Origin of the sequence: Cupriavidus sp. OV096 (assembly GCF_900115455.1) — a bacterium.
GTDB lineage: Bacteria > Pseudomonadota > Gammaproteobacteria > Burkholderiales > Burkholderiaceae > Cupriavidus.
Window position 1 is genome coordinate 659330 of sequence record NZ_FOWM01000001.1, and the last position, 16079, is coordinate 675408.

The window sequence follows — 16079 nt, forward strand, 5'->3', positions numbered from 1 at the left end:
CCTCTCCCAAAGGGAGAGGGGAGAAAATTCACCCACGCCGCAGCCACTCCGGCGCGTGGGTGCCGAGCGGCACCGAGGGCAGCGCCCAGTGCGCGGGCGTCTCGGACAGCCGGGCGGCATGGCGCACCACGGTCAGCTCGCCAAACCCCGACTCCTCTACCTCCAGCTGGTCCGACATCTCGTCGAAATGCGGGTCCGGCACGCGCCAGCCCTCCGGCACGCGGCCCAGCCCACGCAGCCATTGCCCCACCTGCGCCAGCGACACCCGCACGTGCCAGCTTCCGCCCTCCACCGCGCGCCGGTGCAGCGCGGCCATCGCGCCGAAGGCCAGCAGGTAGCCAGCCGCGTGGTCGAGCACCTGGGCCGGCAGTGGCTTCGGCTCGGCACTGCCAGCCGCCCGCGCCTCGTCGTCGTTGAAGCCGGTGGCCGTCTGCACGAGCGAATCGAAGCCGCGCTTGCCCGCCCACGGCCCCACGTGCCCGTAGGCCGACAACGACACATAGACGATGCCGGGCCGCGCCCGCGCCGCGGCCTCCGGGCCGGCGCCCAGTTCGGCCAGCCCGCCCGGGCGATAGCCCTGCACCACCACATCGGCGCCATGCAGCAGCTTGTGCAGCGTGCGCTTGTCGTCCGGGTCGCGCAGATCAAGCTGGCAGGAGCGCTTGCCGCGCCCGGTGTCGATCACCAGCGGCGCGATGGCCGGCAGGTGCGCGGCCGTCACCAGCAGCACATCGGCGCCATGCGCGGCCAGCGTGCGCCCCGCCACCGGGCCGGCGATGATCCGCGTGAAATCGAGCACGCGCACGCCGGTCAGCGGGCGGGCATCGACATTGATCTCGGCATGGTCCGCCAGCGGCGGCAGGGGCTGGGGCGGCGCCTCGCCGATCTTCTCGATCGTCACCGGCGGCAGCCCGGCAATGGCCTGCGCCTGCGGGTGCGCGCGCCAGGTGTCATAGGGCCGCATGGCGGCCACCACGAGCCCGGCGTCCGACGCGGCGGACTCGAACGCCTCGGCCTCCCATCGGCCCAGCGCCGCGCGCACCGCGTCCTTGGTGTGCGCGCACTGGAGCAGGCGCAGCACGCCGTCGCGGTGATGGGGGAAATTGGTGTGCAGCCGGACCCAACGCCCGTCGCCACACGGGTACAGGCCGGCGATCTTGTCCCAGAGTTCGGGCGCCGGCCCGCCGTTCACGCGCAGGTAGCGCTCGCTGCGGAATTCCGCCAGCGCGTGGCGCATGTCCACCGCCACGTCCTGCCAGCGGTCCGTGCGCTGCGCCCAGAGCCCCGCCGCAGCCAGCGCGGACGCCCCGAGGCTGGCCTGCGCCGCCGTGCCCACGGCGAAGCTCGATGGCAGGATGGGGTCCGCACCGGTCAGCGCCAGGTGCGCAAGCGCCTCGGGCGGCAGGCCGGCGCCGTGCCAGAGACCGGCCAGGGCGTCCGCCGGCAAGGTGGCCGAGGCTGACGAACCGGCCGAAATGGCCGGGACGGACGAATCAGGAGAGGAAGCAGTGTTCATGGGTTGTGTTCCCGCAACATGGCCCAACCTTTTCATGCCACGATGGCGGCATGCGATGACCTGCCGTGGATTCTGCACCACTTGTGGCCACCGCGCTGTGAGCCGATTCTGAAAATAGCGGCGCACCGCCGGGTTGCCCCGCAGGCACGGTAAAATCCCGCCATTCCACCGAACAAGGGGAGCCGGAGCACGTCCCGGGGCCCCACACCATGCCATTGGCCGCGTGCGACGCGGCGCCACCATGAGCCAAGACAACAAGCCTACCGACAAGACCGACAACCCGGCCTCCTCGAACTTCCTGCGCAGCATCATCGACCAGGATCTGGCCGCGGGCACCTACGCCGGGCGGACGGACACCCAGGGCGCCGCGCTGCCGCCGGTCATCACGCGCTTCCCGCCGGAGCCGAACGGCTACCTGCACATCGGCCACGCCAAGAGCATCTGTGTGAACTTCGGCCTGGCGCGCGACTACGCCGGCCAGTGCCACCTGCGCTTCGATGACACCAATCCGGTCAAGGAAGACACCGAGTACGTCGACTCGATCATCGACGCCGTGCACTGGCTCGGCTTCTCGTGGGACGCCAAAGCGCCGGGCGGCAAGCCGCACCTGTACTACGCCAGCGACTACTTCGAGCAACTGTACGCCTTTGCGGAAACGCTGATCGAGCGCGGCGCCGCCTATGTGGACAGCCAGACCGCCGAGCAGATCGCCGCCACGCGTGGCAACTTCTCCGAGCCGGGCAAGCCCTCGCCGTTCCGCGACCGCACGGTGGAAGAGAACCTCGCGCTGTTCCGCGACATGCGCGCCGGCAAGTACGGCGATGGCGAGCACGTACTGCGCGCCAAGATCGACATGACCGCACCGAACATCGTGTTGCGCGACCCGGTGCTCTACCGCATCCGCCACGCCCATCACCACCGTACCGGCGATGCGTGGTGCATCTACCCGATGTACGACTTCACGCACTGCATCTCGGACGCGATCGAGAACATCACGCATTCGCTGTGCACGCTGGAGTTCGAGAACAACCGCCCGCTGTACGACTGGGTGCTCCAGCACCTGCGCGAAGCCGGCGTGTTCCGCGACCCGCTGCCGCACCAGTACGAGTTCGCGCGCCTGAACCTGACCTACGCCATCACCAGCAAGCGCAAGCTCAAGCAGCTGGTGGACGAAAACCGCGTGGACGGCTGGGACGATCCGCGCATGCCCACCATCGTCGGCATCCGCCGCCGGGGCTATACGCCGGAATCGATCCAGCTGTTCTGCGACCGCGTGGGCGTGTCGAAGGCCGATAGCTGGATCGACATGAGCACGCTGGAAGGCGCCGTGCGCGACGACCTTGACGCGCGCGCCCCGCGCAGCGTGGGCGTGCTCGACCCGGTCAAGCTGATCCTGGACAACTACCCGGAAGGCCAGACCGAGGAATGCTCGGCGCCGGTGCACCCCAAGCAGCCCGAACTGGGCCGCCGCGTGTTCCCCATCTCGCGCGAACTGTGGATCGAGCGCGACGACTTTACCGAGACGCCGCCCAAGGGCTACTTCCGGCTGTTCCCGGGTAACAAGGTGCGCCTGCGCTACGGCTACGTGATCGAGTGCACGGGCGTGGACAAGGACGCGGACGGCAATGTGGTGGCCGTGCACGCGAACTACCTGCCGGAAACCAAGAGCGGCACGCCGGGCGCGGACAGCGTCAAGGTCAAGGGCAACATCCACTGGGTCAGCGCGCCGCATGCGGTCGAAGCCGAAGTGCGCCTGTACGACCGCCTGTTCAACGACCCGAACCCCGACGCCGGCGGCAAGAACTTCCTCGAGGCGCTGAACCCGGATTCCAAGAAGGTGGTCAAGGCCTACCTGGAGCCGGGCCTGCGCGACGCCAAGCCGGAAGACCGCTTCCAGTTCGAGCGTCACGGCTACTTCGTGGCAGACCGTACCGATTCGCAGCCGGGCAAGCCCGTCTTCAATCGCACGGTTGGCCTGAAAGATAGCTGGGGCAAGTGACGATGACGACACAAACGATCAAATTTCCGCTCGAGGGCGAGTTCATCGCCCTGAACGACCTGCTGAAGCTGGCCGGCGTCTGTGACAGCGGCGGCGCCGGCAAGGCGCTGGTGGCGGCCGGCGAGGTCTCGGTGGATGGCGCGGCCGAGTCGCGCAAGACCGCCAAGATCCGCGCCGGGCAGGTGGTGACCATGGCCGGCGTGCGCATCAAGGTGGTGGCCGCCTGATATAGAACCCGAGAACCGAAGGGACACAAAGGACCGATATGCCGATTGCGTTCTGGTGTGTGCTGGTGGCGGGATTGCTGCCCGTACTGACGGTGGCCATCGCCAAGGCAGGCGGGCGTGGCGGCTTCGATAACCACGACCCGCGAGGCTGGCTGGAGAAGCAGAGTGGGCGGGCGCGGCGCGCCGACCTCGCCCACCGTAACCACTTCGAGGCCTTCCCGTTCTTCGCGGCCGGCGTGTTGATTGCCACGCACATGAGCGCGCCGCAGGCTCGGATCGACGAACTGGCGGTGGTGTTCGTCGTCGCCCGCATTCTCTATACGGTCTGCTACCTGACCGACCGGGCCACGCTGCGCACGCTGTGCTGGACCATCGGCTTGCTGACGGTGATCGGGCTGTTCCTGCTGCCGGTGTTCGTCCACTGACATGCGGCCCCTGCTGATCGCTGCCCTCGTTGGCGCCCTGGCAGGTGCCAGCCTCCCGGCCTGGGCGGCGCCCGTGAACTACAACGTCGATCCCACCCACACCGCGGCCTACTTCGGCGCGAGCCATTTCGACCGCACCACGGTGCGCGGCCGCTTCAACAAGCTGGATGGCCGCATCGTCTATGACCCGGCCACCGGGGCGGGGTCAATCGACTTCACGGTGGATACCGAGTCGGTCGACACCGGCAATCGCAGCCTCGATGGCGTGCTGCGTTCGCCACAATTCTTCGATGCCCAGAATTTTCCGGTCGCGCGCTTCCAGGGCAACCGGTTCGTCGTGGAAGGCGGCAAGCTCGTAGCCGTGGAGGGTCAGGTGTCGCTGCTGGGCGTGACCCGGCCGCTGCGGCTGGAGGCGGACCGCTTCAGCTGCGGGCGCGTGGTGCTGTTCGGCGTGGGCCGGGACGTCTGCGGCGGAGATTTCCACGCCAGCCTGCCCAGAAGTGCCTTCGGCATGACACGGTTCCTGCCCGACGTCGGCGATACCGTGACGCTCCACATTTCCGTCGAAGCGACGCCCGCGCAGTAGCCCGGGGCGGACGGCAGCGCGCCGCCATCCTGAATAGGGGAAATCGATCGCCGATATCGAGCCCGATGACGACCCCGCGTCACCTTTGCCGGGAAAAATTTCAGTAAAATCAGCGCCTTGCCCGTTCCCATCCTGCCGCGTTCCGCCCCCAGCGTATCCGGCGATTCGCGAGTCGAGATGATCACTATTCACGTCGGAGACGTCGTTGCGGCGTCCCTGGCCGCAGCCGGCGCCTGCCTGGCCTGCAGCGTCCCTGCCCAAACCGTCCGCAAATTCCCGCTCTGGGCCTACCAGACCTATGGCCGTGGCGCCCTGCTGCTGCCGCTGCTAGCCGTCATGGTCGGCACGCTGCTGGTCAGCGTGGCGCTCGAAGGCCAGATCAACAGCAAGGCCGGGCTCGCGCTGGTGGCGGCCGCCGCGTTCCTGGCGCTCGTGCTGGTGTCGGCGGTGCTGCGCTTCTGGGTCAGCCACAAGCGCAAGTCCTGAGCGAAGGCCCGCCCGGGCTCCGAGCGCCAACGCACCTTCGGGCGATGGTTTTCCATCGCCTGCCCACGCGGATCACGTATGATGCGGCCTTCGCGCGCCGTGCCGGATGGCATCCCGTGGCCGGCGCGAGCCCGCATTTCCCGTGATTCCATGGCGCTCAAGTCCACCATCTTCAAGGCCGAACTGTCCGTATCGGACATGGATCGGCCCTACTACGGCAGCCATACGCTGACCATCGCCCAGCATCCGTCCGAGAACGACGCGCGGATGATGGTGCGCCTGCTGGCCTTCGCCTGCGAGGCGTCCGAGTCCCTCACCTTCACGCGCGGCCTCGACGAGCCCGACGAACCCGACCTCTGGGACAAGACGCTGACCGGCGAGATCGCCCACTGGGTGGAACTCGGCCAGCCCGACGAATCCCGGCTGCGGCGCGCCTCGTCCCGCGCGGACCGCGTCACCGTCTATACCTATCAGAGCGCCAGCGCGCGCGAATGGTGGAAGGGCATGGCTGGCAAGGCCAGCAAGCTGCGCAACGTGACCATTTACAATGTGCCGTCGGAAGCCGTGGAGGCACTGGCCGGCATGGCGCAGCGCGCCATGCGCCTGTCCGTGACCATCCAGGACGCCGAGATCTGGGTCAGCGACGACGACCACAACGTGCAGCTGACGCTCGACGTGCTCCAGCGCGCCGCCGGCTGAGCGGGTCGCCGCCCGAGCCCCAGATAACGCTTCATCAACCAAAAACAGGAAGATTGCGATGCAAACCACTCCCTCCGGCCTGCAATTCGAAGACACCGTTGTCGGCGCTGGCGACGAAGCCCGCGCAGGCCAGCACGTGACCGTGCACTACACCGGCTGGCTGTACGAGAACGACCAGGCTGGCCGCAAGTTCGATTCGAGCAAGGACCGCAACGACCCCTTCGTGTTCCCGCTGGGCGCCGGCCACGTGATCCGTGGCTGGGACGAAGGCGTGCAGGGCATGAAGGTGGGCGGCACGCGCCGTCTGGTGATCCCGGCCGACCTGGGCTACGGTGCCCGTGGCGCCGGTGGCGTGATTCCGCCGAACGCCACGCTGCTGTTCGAAGTGGAACTGCTGTCGGTCTGAGCCTCGGCCTGACCTGACCCAATAAAAACGGACGCCTCGGCGTCCGTTTTTACATCGTGGGGTCTGAAACTCGAGGGTTCAGAACCCGATCGCCGCATTCCCCACGTCCACGCGGACCTTGTCGCGGTCCAGCAGCCGGCCGGCGTGCCGTGCGAAGTCCTGTGCCCACTCGGCATTGCCACTGAAACGGTTCTCGCCCGAGAACTTGGCCACGTTCAAGATCTTGTCGATGACGAGCACCTTGCCCACCGGGCTCGAGGCCTGGCAGTCCAGTTCGGCATATTCGCGGTCGAACCAGCGCCACGCGGCCTCCTCGGTCACGGCCGCCAGCTCGGCATCGCCAAGCGTGAAATCGAATTCCTTGCCACTGCCGAACACCACGGTAAGCGTACGCGCCATGACCGGTTCTCCAAGAAGTCAGGCCCTCATTGTAGAGACTTGCCGGCCCGGCGGGCGCATGGCAAACCGTTGCCTGTGACACACACCCCACTCCCCGTCTGTGGCTTCCTTGCGACGGATCAATACGCTTTGGATTATCCTTGCATCCATGGCCATCACCAGACAGGACCTCGAAGCGGACAGGCTGCGCGCATCGCTGTGCAGCACCCCGGTCGCGTCCTCGCTGCTGCCTGAGGCCGATATCGAGCAATCGCTCCATGACACGCTGGCCGCCCGGCCTGACGGCGATGCCATGCACGGCGATGTCTGGCTGTTCGGCTACGGCTCGCTGATCTGGAATCCGATGGTGGTCCACACGGACCGGCGCCTGGCCACCGTGCATGGCTACCATCGCGGCTTCTACCTCTATTCCCGGATCAATCGCGGCACCTGGGACAACCCCGGACTCGTGCTCGGCCTGGACCGGGGCGGCTGCTGCACCGGCATGGTGTTCCGCATCCCGGCCCATGTGATCGAGCAGGAATTCCGCGTGCTCTGGCGCCGCGAGATGCTGACCGGCGCCTATCATCCGCGCTGGCTGCGCGTGAAACTCGACAATGACCCGGACGCCCCGGAGGCCCGCGCGCTGGCCTTTGTGATGAACCGCGAACATCCCGCCTACGCGGGCCGCCTGCCCGATAACCGCGTGGTGGACTGCCTGCGCCACGCCTGCGGCCTGTACGGCCCGGCGCGCGAATATCTCCAGCAGACGCTGCTGGGCCTGGCCACCAACGGCGTGGACGATCCTTACCTGGGCCGCCTCTGGCGCCTGCTGCAGGACAGCGACGTCGCCGATGCCGCGCACCCGGCCGGGGACGACCCGCACCGCCACCGGCCGCCCGTCATGCAGGCCGACGGCACGGACGGCATCGCCGCCGCCGACGCGCCGCACGAAACCGTCTGAGCCACCCAGCGCCCTCGCCGCCCTCCCCATGACGCGCTCCCAGACCCGCCCCCGCCGCCAGGCCATCGCCGAAATGCTCGGGTTGTTGGGATTGTTGATGGGCGGCGGCCTGCTCGCCGGCCAGGGCGGCCAGACGCTGGCGCGCACCCTGACTGGCATCGGCAACGGCTCCATGCTCGCGCAGGGGCCGCGCTCGCCGCGTCCGGTCGATTCCCCCGCCCTGCCACCGCGCAGCGATGGCATGGCCGCGCTGGACCGCAACCTGATCACCGCCGCCAGCATTGGCGACTCGGAACTCGTCAATCGGCTACTCGCTGCCGGGGCGTCGATGCAGGCCGTGGACGAACGCGGCCGCAGCGCGCTGCTGGCCGCCGTCTACATGCGGCGCAACGAGGTGGCGCGCACGCTGATCATGGCCGGCGCCGATGTGAATCGCAAGGATGGGGAGTCGAACAGCCCGTTCCTGGTGGCGGCTGCCACGGGACAGATCGACATTTTGCGGCTGGCGCTGTCACACGGCGCCGACCCGCGCAGCACCGACCGCTACGACGGCACGGCGCTGATCGCCGCGAGCCAGCACGGCAATGTCGAAATCGTGAAATTGCTACTGAAGGCCGGGCTCAGCGTGGACCACGTGAACCAGCTCGGCTGGACTGCGCTGCTCGAGGCCGTGGTGCTCGGCGACGGCAGCGCGCGCTACGAGGAAGTGGTGCAACTGCTGCTCGATGCGGGCGCGGACGCCAACCTCGCCGACCGTGAAGGCGTCACGCCCACCCGCCATGCCCGCGAGCGCGGCTACAAGACCATGGTCAGGATGCTGATGCGCGCCCGCGGGCACTGATCGGCAGGCGAATTACGCGCCGGTGCGCGCGTTCTCGCTCTCCTGCAGCTGGCGCCACATCACCTTGCCGGTGCCGGACTTCGGCAATGCATCGACGAACTCGACCACGCGCGGATACTTGTACGCGGCCATGTTCTCCTTCGCCCATTCGATGATGTCTTCCGGCGTGGTATTTCCCTTGGCGGCGGTGCGCAGCACCACTACGGCCTTCACGGTCTCGCCGCGATAGGCGTCGCGCGTGCCGATGATGCACGCCTCCTGCACGGCCGGATGCTTGTAGAGCAGGTTTTCCACCTCGGCCGGCCAGACCTTGAAGCCGGACGCGTTGATCATGCGCTTGAGGCGGTCGGTGATGAAGAAGTAGCCGTCATCGTCCATGCGGCCCAGGTCGCCGGTGCGGAACCAGGTCCGGCCTTCGAACTCGATGAAGGCGTCGCGCGTGGCATCGGGCTTGCCCCAGTAACCCTTGAAGACCTGCGGGCCGCGCACGATGATCTCGCCCACTTCGTTCGGCGGCAGTTCCTGCAGCGTGACGGGGTCGATCACGCGTGCCTCGGTGTTGAAGGTCGGCACGCCCAGGCACTGGAGCTTGGCGCGTTCGGCCGGGTTGCTGTGCGTCGGCGCCATGGTCTCGGAGAGGCCATAGCCCTCCAGGTAGCTGAGGCCGAACTGTTCCTTGAGCCGCTCGGCCACCGCCTGCGGCATGGCCGCGCCGCCGCCGCCGATGTAGCGCAGGCTGGTCATGTCGAAGGCGGCCAGGTTCGGGCTGCCCAGGAAGTCGATCACCATGGTCGGGATGTTGGTCCAGTGCGTGACCTGGTAGCGCGAGATCAGGCGGCCGGCCACTTCGCGGTCCCAGCGCGGCAGCATGACCACGGTGGCGCCGCTGTAGATCGGCCCGTTCATGCCGTACTGCATGCCGGTCACGTGGAACAGCGGCAGGACCGACAGGATCACCGATTCCGCGCCACTGCCCGACCACGTGCCGCCGCCAATCACGTTATGCATGACCGAGCGATGGGTGTGGATGCAGCCCTTGGGGAAGCCCGTGGTGCCCGAGGTGTAGGGCATCACGGCCATGTCGTCCGGGCCGGCGGCGTGCGGGCCCGGCTGCAGGCCGGCGCCGAGCGCCTCGGCCCACGGCGTGGCACCTGCCGGCAGCGGATGCTCGGCGGTGATCCACGCGGGCGGCGCGTCTTCGGGATGTTCGTAGGAGGCCGGCAGCGCGTCCGCGTACTGCGTGGCCAGCACGTGCTGGAGCTGCTGGTCGGCCGGCAGTTCGGCGTTGGCCTGGGCCACGCCGGCGGCGAGATCTGCCGTGCAGATCGCCACGCGCGCCTGGCCATCGCTCACGTAGTGCTTGAACTCCTCGGCACGGTTCATCGGGTTGACGGGCACCACCACCGCGTCGGCACGCAGGATCGCGTAGTAGCTGACGATGAACTGCGGGCAGTTCTGCATATACAGCAGCACGCGGTCGCCCTTCTTCACGCCGGCCTTCTGCTGGAGCCAGCCCGCCAGCGCCGTGGCCTGCGCCTCCAGCGTGCGGAACGTGATGGCATTGCCGAAGTAGCGGATCGCCGGCTTCTCGGCGTAGCGGTGCGCGGAGACTTCGAGGTTGTACCAGAGCGAGGTCTCGGGCAGCACGATCTGCGTGGGCAGACGCTTCGGCCAGAACTGGAAATGCGGGCGCGCGGGCGTGGTGGTCATCTTGTCTCCTGGGTCTTTGCGACCGGCTTTTTGGTTTCGTCAACAGAGGGGCAATATAACTGAACGACCGTTCTATTTTCAAGCGGAGGTTTTCCCGATCGGGGTCGGCCAAAGGTTGCTTTCCGCGGCTTCGCCCTCACAATAGGGAGGTCCGGCCGCTATCCGGCCTCCACCATTCCGAAAGGCAGAACATGAGCGACGTCACCCTGCAGAATTTCGAGGCCGATGTGATCGAACTGTCGCGGCAGGTGCCCGTGCTGGTCGATTTCTGGGCGCCCTGGTGTGGCCCATGCCGCACGCTCGGACCGATGCTGGAGAAGTTGGAAGCCGAATCCGGCGGCAAGTGGAAGCTCGCCAAGGTCAATGTGGACGAGAACCAGGAGCTGGCCGCGCACTTCGGCGTGCGCAGCATTCCCCATGTGGTGGCGATTGCCGATGGGCAGGCCGTAGACCAGTTCGTCGGCGTGCTGCCGGAGTCGGGCCTGCGTGAATTCCTGGACCGCCTGACCCCGAACCCGGGCGAGCAGGCGCTGCACGAGGCCCGCGAACTGGTGGCCGCTGGCGATGCCGAGGGGGCGCGCGCCGCCTTCCAGGCCGCGCTGGCCTTCGATCCGGGCGCCGACGATGCACGGCTGGCCTATACCAGCTTCCTGCTCGATCACAACGAGGTCGACGCCGCCGAGGCCGAGTTCTCCCGGCTATCGCCGCGCGCCCCGCAGGAAGAAGGCTACGCCGCCGTGCAGACTCAGTTGGAGGCGCTGCGGCACGTGGACGACCTGCCCGACGCCTCCGCGCTGATCGCCCGCGTGCAGGCCAATCCGGCCGATCTGGGCGCGAAGCTCGACCTGGCGAACGCGCTGATCGCGCGCCGCGAGTACGAGCCCGCCTTGGAACAACTGCTGGAAATCGTGCGCCGCGACCGCGGCTTCGAGGAAGACATCGGACGCAAGACCATGCTGTCGGTGTTCGACCTGCTTGCCGGCCGGCCCGACGTGGTCTCGCGCTGGCGCCGCCAGCTTAGCGCGGCGCTGAATTGAGCTAGGAGCCCCCTGGCTTCAGTCCTGGGGGCCTTCGATCAGCGTGAAGCCGTTGGCCTGCATGTGTTCGACCATCATGGCGTCCATCGACTTCACGTGCTGGTCGAACCAGCCGGACAGCTCACCCACGAGCCGGCGTCCCAGGCTCACCACCCCCTCCTCCGCCACCTTGTCGCGCACGGCCTGCGCAACGGCCAGCACCTGCTGGTGCTCGCCCGCATGGCAATGGCGCGGGCCGAAGCCCATCGCCTCCATCCACTGTTCTTCCTGCGCGAAGTGATGGCGCGTATGGTCGATCCACGCGTCATAGGCTTCCAGGAAGCCGGCGTCGTCGGCGCGGGCGGCCGCATCGAGCAATTGGAGGAATTCGGCGTGGGTGGCGTCGGTCACGGGCTCCCCGAGGCGTAGCGCTTCGGGCAGGCCCTCGGACGACAGTCCTTGATAGGGATCTTGCGTGTCGAGTGCGGCGGCGGACATGTGGCGGGCAAGGAGCAAGTCGGTAACGCGGCAAGGATACCGATTTCCCGCCGCGTCGATCTGATTTTCCGCAAATCTACAAGTCGTTATCGGACCGATGCGGGGTATCCTTGCCGTTCGCACCCCCGCTGTGGCCGACGCGCCCCTTCCCGCCATGCCAAGACTGATTTTCTTCTGCGGCCACGCCGGCACCGGCAAGACCTCGCTGTCCCACAAGCTGATCGGCCCGCTGATGCAGGCCACCGGCGAGCCGTTCTGCATCCTCGACAAGGACACGCTCTATGGGCGCTACAGCGCGGCGGCGATGGGCGCCATCACCGGCGACCCGAACGACCGCGACAGCCCAGCCTATCTGGATAACCTGCGCGACCCCGAATACCAGGGCCTGCTCGACACCGCGCGCGAGAACCTGATGCTCGGCATCAGCGTGCTGGTGGTGGGGCCGCTCTCGCGCGAGGTGCGCGCCCACCAGTTGACCGATCCGGATTGGCTGCACATGCCGGCCGGCACGCGCACGGAGGTGGTCTGGGTGCACCTGCCCGAGGACGAGGCGCACGCGCGCATCGTCCGGCGCGGTAATCCCAACGATGCTTACAAGCTCACCCACTGGGAGGCGTATCGGACACGCCGCTTCATGCCGGACCCCGCCGAGTATCCCGAACTGATCTTCTTCGACAACCTGGCCCCGGACGCCGCCGCACTGGACGGCTTGCTGCGCACCCTGGCGAGCTAGCGCTCAGCGCTCAATCCTCAGTCCTCAATCCTCGTCCGCTGCGTCGGTCGCCGGCCGGGCATCGTTGCCGGCCACAATCGCGCCGATCACGGCCGACGCCGCCACGAAGCCGAACACCGCCGTCACCGCCACCGACGAGCCATACCCGGCGCAGGCCAGCCCTTGCGGGGCCTCGCGCGGCGCGGGCGGGGCCTCGTCGATCTCGCAAGCCTGCTGCTCAGGCTCCGGATAGCGCACCGGCTCGTCCGAATACACGGCCAGGATGCCGAACTTCCGCTTCGGGTTGCGCGGGAAGCCGTGCTGGCGGCGCAGGTTGCCGCGCACCTTAGCCAGCAGCGGGTCCTGCACGGTCCGGGAAAGATCCTCGAGCCGCACCCGCGTGGGATCGAGCTGCCCGCCTGCCCCGCCGCACGTGAGGATGCGCGCGCCACGCCCCGACCCCCGCGTCCAGCCGAGGATGGCGGTCTTGATCTTCACGGCGTCGATGGCGTCGATCACGTAGTCGAAGCCGCTCAGCAGTTCGGCCACGTTCTCCTCAGTCACGAAATCGTCGATCTGCGAGACGCGGCAGCGCGGGTTGATCGCCACGATGCGCTCGCCCATCGCCTCCACCTTGGCGCGGCCATAGGCATCGCCCAGCGCATGGATCTGGCGGTTGGTGTTCGACGGGGCGATGTGGTCGAGGTCGATCAGCGTGATGCGGCCCACGGCGTTGCGCGCCAGCGCCTCGGCCGCCCAGCTGCCCACGCCGCCGATGCCGATCACGCAGACGCTGGCCGCCTCCAGCCGGGCCATGCCATCCGGCCCGTATAGCCGCGCCACGCCGCCGAAACGCCGGTGGTAGTCGTCGTCCTCGGGGGTCTCGTGGGTCAGGGGCTCGGGCAGCCCGGAAAGCTCGGCAATGGTCATGACAGGGGGAGGAGCGCGCAAAGCGGAAAAATCGCGAATTTCGCTATTTTATGTCACCCCGGCCGGCCCGGCTGGCGCCAAAAATCGGCGGTCCGGCGACCGCAATGTCAGCGCAAGGCCGACAAGCCGGCGCGGCGCGCTCCCCTAAAATTGGATGTGCAGTGGTTGATCCGCCGCATGGCAGGCCAGGCTTATCCACGCCGGCCCGGCCCTGCGCGCCAACAGGAGTCCGACCTCATGCCCGCCTCGCGCCGACAAAAAATCATTCTCTGGAGCGTGTTCACCCCGCTCGCCCTGATTGCGATCCTGGTCATCGTCATCCTGACTTTCGATTGGAATCGTCTCAAGCCCTGGCTCAACGACAAGGTGTCGCTGGCTATCGGCCGCCCGTTTGCGATCAATGGCGACCTCGTCGTCACCTGGAAGCGCGCGCAGGGCGAGGCCGGCTGGCGCACGCTGGTGCCGTGGCCGCGTCTGTCGGCCCGGGACATTACCGTGGGCAACCCCGACTGGGCCAAAGCGCCCAATATGGCCACCGTGCGGGAGGTCATCTTCATACTGCGCCCGCTGCCGCTGCTGGCGCACCAGATCGCCGTGCCGACCATCGTCGTGGACAGCCCGGCCGTCTGGCTCGAGCGGCTGGCCGACAAGCGCAACAACTGGACCTTCGACACCGGGCCCAAGACCGGCAAGTCGAGCTGGGAACTCGATATTGGCGAGGTCGTGCTGCAGCGCGGCAATCTGGCACTGGCCGATGCCGCCGAGAAGATCGACATGCAGGCCACGCTGGACACCGTGGGCGACCAGGCGCTCTACGACAAGGCCCGCGATGGCGCGCTGGTGCCGCCGACCGATGCATCGGCCGTCGATGCCTCGGCCCCCATCGCCAAGGACAGCAAGGACGCGAAGGACACCAAAGACACCAAGGACACCGCGCCCGACAGCCGCTACGGCATCCGCTGGAAGGCAGTCGGGCATTACAACCAGGCCACCATCAACGCCAGCGGCAAGGCCGGCACGGTACTGAGCCTGCGCGACGTCAACACCCCCTATCCCGTGCAGGCCGATGTGCGCGTGGGCGCCACCCGCGCGGTCATCGAAGGCACGCTGACCAACCCGGCCCACCTGGGCGCGCTCGACGTCAACCTGATGCTGTCCGGCGACAACATGGCCAAGCTCTACGCGCTGACCGGCATCGTGCTGCCCTCCACCCCACCGTATGAAACGCGCGGCCGGCTTGTGGCCACGCTCAAGAAAGGGGCGTCGTCCTATACGTATCGGGACTTCACCGGCAAGGTCGGCGGCAGCGACCTGGGCGGTACGCTCACCTTCGCCCAGCGCTCGCCGCGCCCGCTGCTGTCTGGCGAGCTGGTGTCCAAGCAACTGCTGTTCGCCGACCTCGCGCCGCTGATCGGCGCCGATGCCAAGCCCGGCCAGGCTGCCTCCGAGAGCCCGGTCAAGCAGCCAGCCAACAAGGCGCTGCCGGTGGCGCCGTTCCGCACCGAGCGCTGGGATGAGATCGACGCCGACGTGACGTTCACCGGCAAGCGCATCGTCCGCGACGAAGACCTGCCGATCACCGACCTGAAGACCCACCTGAGGCTGACCGATGGCGTGCTGCTGCTCGACCCGCTCAACTTCGGCGTGGCCGGCGGCAACCTCGTCTCCACGATCCGGCTGGACGGCAAGCGCGAGCCGATGGGCGCCATGGTCGACATGACCGCGCGCCACCTGAAGCTCAAGCAACTGTTCCCGAAGGCGGACTCGATGCGCGCCAGCGTTGGTGAGGTGAATGGCAGCGCCAAGCTGTCCGGCACCGGCAACTCGGTCGCCGCGCTGATGGGTTCGTCGAACGGCGAGGCCAAGCTGCTGGTGGAAAACGGCACGGTCAGCAAGTTCATCCTGGAGGCCATCGGCCTGAACGTGGGCAGCGTGGTGGTTTCCAAGCTGTTCGGCGACAAACCCGTGCAGATCAACTGCGGCGTGAGCGACTTCGCGGTCAAGGACGGCATCGCCCGGGCCCGCACCTTCGTGCTCGACACCCAGGACGCCGTGATCACCACCGATGGCGCGATCGACTTCGGCGAGGAGCGGCTGGCGTTGACCATCCATCCCGATTCCAAGGGCTTGCGGATCATCTCGCTGCGGTCGCCGCTGTATGTGGGCGGCACGTTCAAGAACCCAACGGTGAGCCCGAACATCGCCGTGCTGGCCCTGCGGGCGGGCGGCGCGCTGGCGCTGGCGCTGACCGCGCCGGTGGCGCTGGTGGTGCCCCTGCTGGACCTCTCACCCGGCGGCGACGAAAGCCAGTGCGCCCGCCTGCTGGCCGAGCTGAAGAAGCGCCCGACCGCCCCACCGCCGGGCAAGAGCTATCAGGACCCGGCCACCGGCGGCGCCGGCAAGCAGGCCGCCGGCCCGGCGATTCCCGAGTCGCCGTCGAAGTCGGCCGCCGCGCAGGGCCAGCCGGGCCCGGCGCCGACCGAGCCGCGCAAGCCCACGCCATCGGTCCAGCAGAAGCCGATGCAGCCGTCCAACGACGCGCAGCTTTATCAGGGCGGATAAGGCCCTCCTCACCTCGTCATTCGACGAAATCCGCAACATCCGATCCGTATCTATCGGCCCCGGGTGTTGCGGATTTGCACTTCCCCCCACATGACCATTGTGTCCGGACCCGGGACGGTCGCAT

17 protein-coding genes are annotated in these 16079 nt (G+C 68.0%); 12 read left to right on the forward strand and 5 right to left on the reverse strand.

What is annotated here, in order from left to right; translation table 11 throughout:
• Nucleotides 1–28: 28 nt before the first annotated feature.
• A complete protein-coding gene (locus BM115_RS03035) occupies nucleotides 29–1516 on the reverse strand; it encodes a CoA transferase (RefSeq protein ID WP_092290436.1) in 1488 nt (495 codons plus the stop codon).
• Between the two features lie 241 nt (nucleotides 1517–1757).
• On the opposite strand from BM115_RS03035, the gene BM115_RS03040 reads away from it, so the two are divergent.
• From BM115_RS03040 to BM115_RS03070, 7 genes are all read left to right on the forward strand, one after another.
• Nucleotides 1758–3515 carry a glutamine--tRNA ligase/YqeY domain fusion protein gene (locus BM115_RS03040; protein WP_092290438.1) on the forward strand — a complete coding sequence of 586 codons (1758 nt, stop codon included), beginning with the start codon at nucleotides 1758–1760 and terminating at the stop codon, nucleotides 3513–3515.
• Nucleotides 3516–3517: 2 nt separating this feature from the next.
• The gene (locus BM115_RS03045) at nucleotides 3518–3742 is read left to right on the forward strand and encodes an RNA-binding S4 domain-containing protein (RefSeq protein WP_092290440.1); all 225 of its coding nucleotides are present in this window, start codon (nucleotides 3518–3520) and stop codon (nucleotides 3740–3742) included.
• A 38-nt stretch (nucleotides 3743–3780) separates the two neighbouring features.
• The gene (locus BM115_RS03050) at nucleotides 3781–4167 is read left to right on the forward strand and encodes an MAPEG family protein (RefSeq protein WP_092290442.1); all 387 of its coding nucleotides are present in this window, start codon (nucleotides 3781–3783) and stop codon (nucleotides 4165–4167) included.
• A 1-nt stretch (nucleotide 4168) separates the two neighbouring features.
• A complete protein-coding gene (locus BM115_RS03055; RefSeq protein WP_092290444.1) occupies nucleotides 4169–4753 on the forward strand; it encodes a YceI family protein in 585 nt (194 codons plus the stop codon).
• A gap of 177 nt (nucleotides 4754–4930) precedes the next feature.
• Complete coding sequence (locus BM115_RS03060) at nucleotides 4931–5239, forward strand: hypothetical protein (protein WP_092290446.1); 309 nt, start codon at nucleotides 4931–4933, stop codon at nucleotides 5237–5239.
• A gap of 150 nt (nucleotides 5240–5389) precedes the next feature.
• On the forward strand, nucleotides 5390–5938 hold the full coding sequence (locus BM115_RS03065) for a YaeQ family protein (RefSeq protein ID WP_092290873.1): 549 nt from the start codon (nucleotides 5390–5392) through the stop codon (nucleotides 5936–5938).
• Nucleotides 5939–5996: 58 nt separating this feature from the next.
• Nucleotides 5997–6344: an FKBP-type peptidyl-prolyl cis-trans isomerase gene (locus BM115_RS03070; protein WP_092290448.1), complete on the forward strand. Its 348-nt coding sequence runs from the start codon at nucleotides 5997–5999 to the stop codon at nucleotides 6342–6344.
• Between the two features lie 78 nt (nucleotides 6345–6422).
• Here the strand turns inward: BM115_RS03070 and BM115_RS03075 are convergent, their stop codons facing one another.
• The gene (locus BM115_RS03075; RefSeq protein ID WP_092290450.1) at nucleotides 6423–6743 is read right to left on the reverse strand and encodes a hypothetical protein; all 321 of its coding nucleotides are present in this window, start codon (nucleotides 6741–6743) and stop codon (nucleotides 6423–6425) included.
• Between the two features lie 148 nt (nucleotides 6744–6891).
• On the opposite strand from BM115_RS03075, the gene BM115_RS03080 reads away from it, so the two are divergent.
• Both BM115_RS03080 and BM115_RS03085 read left to right on the forward strand, forming a co-directional pair.
• Nucleotides 6892–7686 (forward strand): gamma-glutamylcyclotransferase, encoded by a 795-nt coding sequence (locus tag BM115_RS03080; protein ID WP_092290452.1) that lies wholly within the window; start codon nucleotides 6892–6894, stop codon nucleotides 7684–7686.
• A 28-nt stretch (nucleotides 7687–7714) separates the two neighbouring features.
• Complete coding sequence (locus BM115_RS03085; protein ID WP_092290455.1) at nucleotides 7715–8527, forward strand: ankyrin repeat domain-containing protein; 813 nt, start codon at nucleotides 7715–7717, stop codon at nucleotides 8525–8527.
• 12 nt (nucleotides 8528–8539) lie between these two features.
• On the opposite strand, the gene BM115_RS03090 is transcribed toward BM115_RS03085, so the two are convergent.
• Nucleotides 8540–10237, reverse strand: coding sequence for a long-chain fatty acid--CoA ligase (locus tag BM115_RS03090; protein WP_092290457.1), 1698 nt, complete (start codon nucleotides 10235–10237; stop codon nucleotides 8540–8542).
• 191 nt (nucleotides 10238–10428) lie between these two features.
• On the opposite strand from BM115_RS03090, the gene trxA reads away from it, so the two are divergent.
• Nucleotides 10429–11274 (forward strand): thioredoxin, encoded by an 846-nt coding sequence (gene trxA, locus BM115_RS03095; RefSeq protein ID WP_092290459.1) that lies wholly within the window; start codon nucleotides 10429–10431, stop codon nucleotides 11272–11274.
• A gap of 18 nt (nucleotides 11275–11292) precedes the next feature.
• Here trxA and BM115_RS03100 read toward each other — a convergent pair whose 3' ends face one another.
• Complete coding sequence (locus BM115_RS03100; RefSeq protein WP_092290461.1) at nucleotides 11293–11751, reverse strand: bacteriohemerythrin; 459 nt, start codon at nucleotides 11749–11751, stop codon at nucleotides 11293–11295.
• A 154-nt stretch (nucleotides 11752–11905) separates the two neighbouring features.
• Here BM115_RS03100 and BM115_RS03105 point away from each other — a divergent pair, with 154 nt between their 5' ends.
• The gene (locus BM115_RS03105) at nucleotides 11906–12484 is read left to right on the forward strand and encodes a P-loop nucleotide/nucleoside kinase family protein (protein ID WP_092290463.1); all 579 of its coding nucleotides are present in this window, start codon (nucleotides 11906–11908) and stop codon (nucleotides 12482–12484) included.
• A gap of 24 nt (nucleotides 12485–12508) precedes the next feature.
• On the opposite strand, the gene BM115_RS03110 is transcribed toward BM115_RS03105, so the two are convergent.
• A complete protein-coding gene (locus BM115_RS03110) occupies nucleotides 12509–13393 on the reverse strand; it encodes a tRNA threonylcarbamoyladenosine dehydratase (RefSeq protein ID WP_092290465.1) in 885 nt (294 codons plus the stop codon).
• 237 nt (nucleotides 13394–13630) lie between these two features.
• Between BM115_RS03110 and BM115_RS03115 the strand changes: the two genes are divergently transcribed.
• Entirely contained in the window at nucleotides 13631–15955 is a 2325-nt protein-coding gene (locus BM115_RS03115) for an AsmA family protein (protein ID WP_092290467.1), read from the forward strand.
• The last annotated feature ends 124 nt before the right edge of the window (nucleotides 15956–16079 follow it).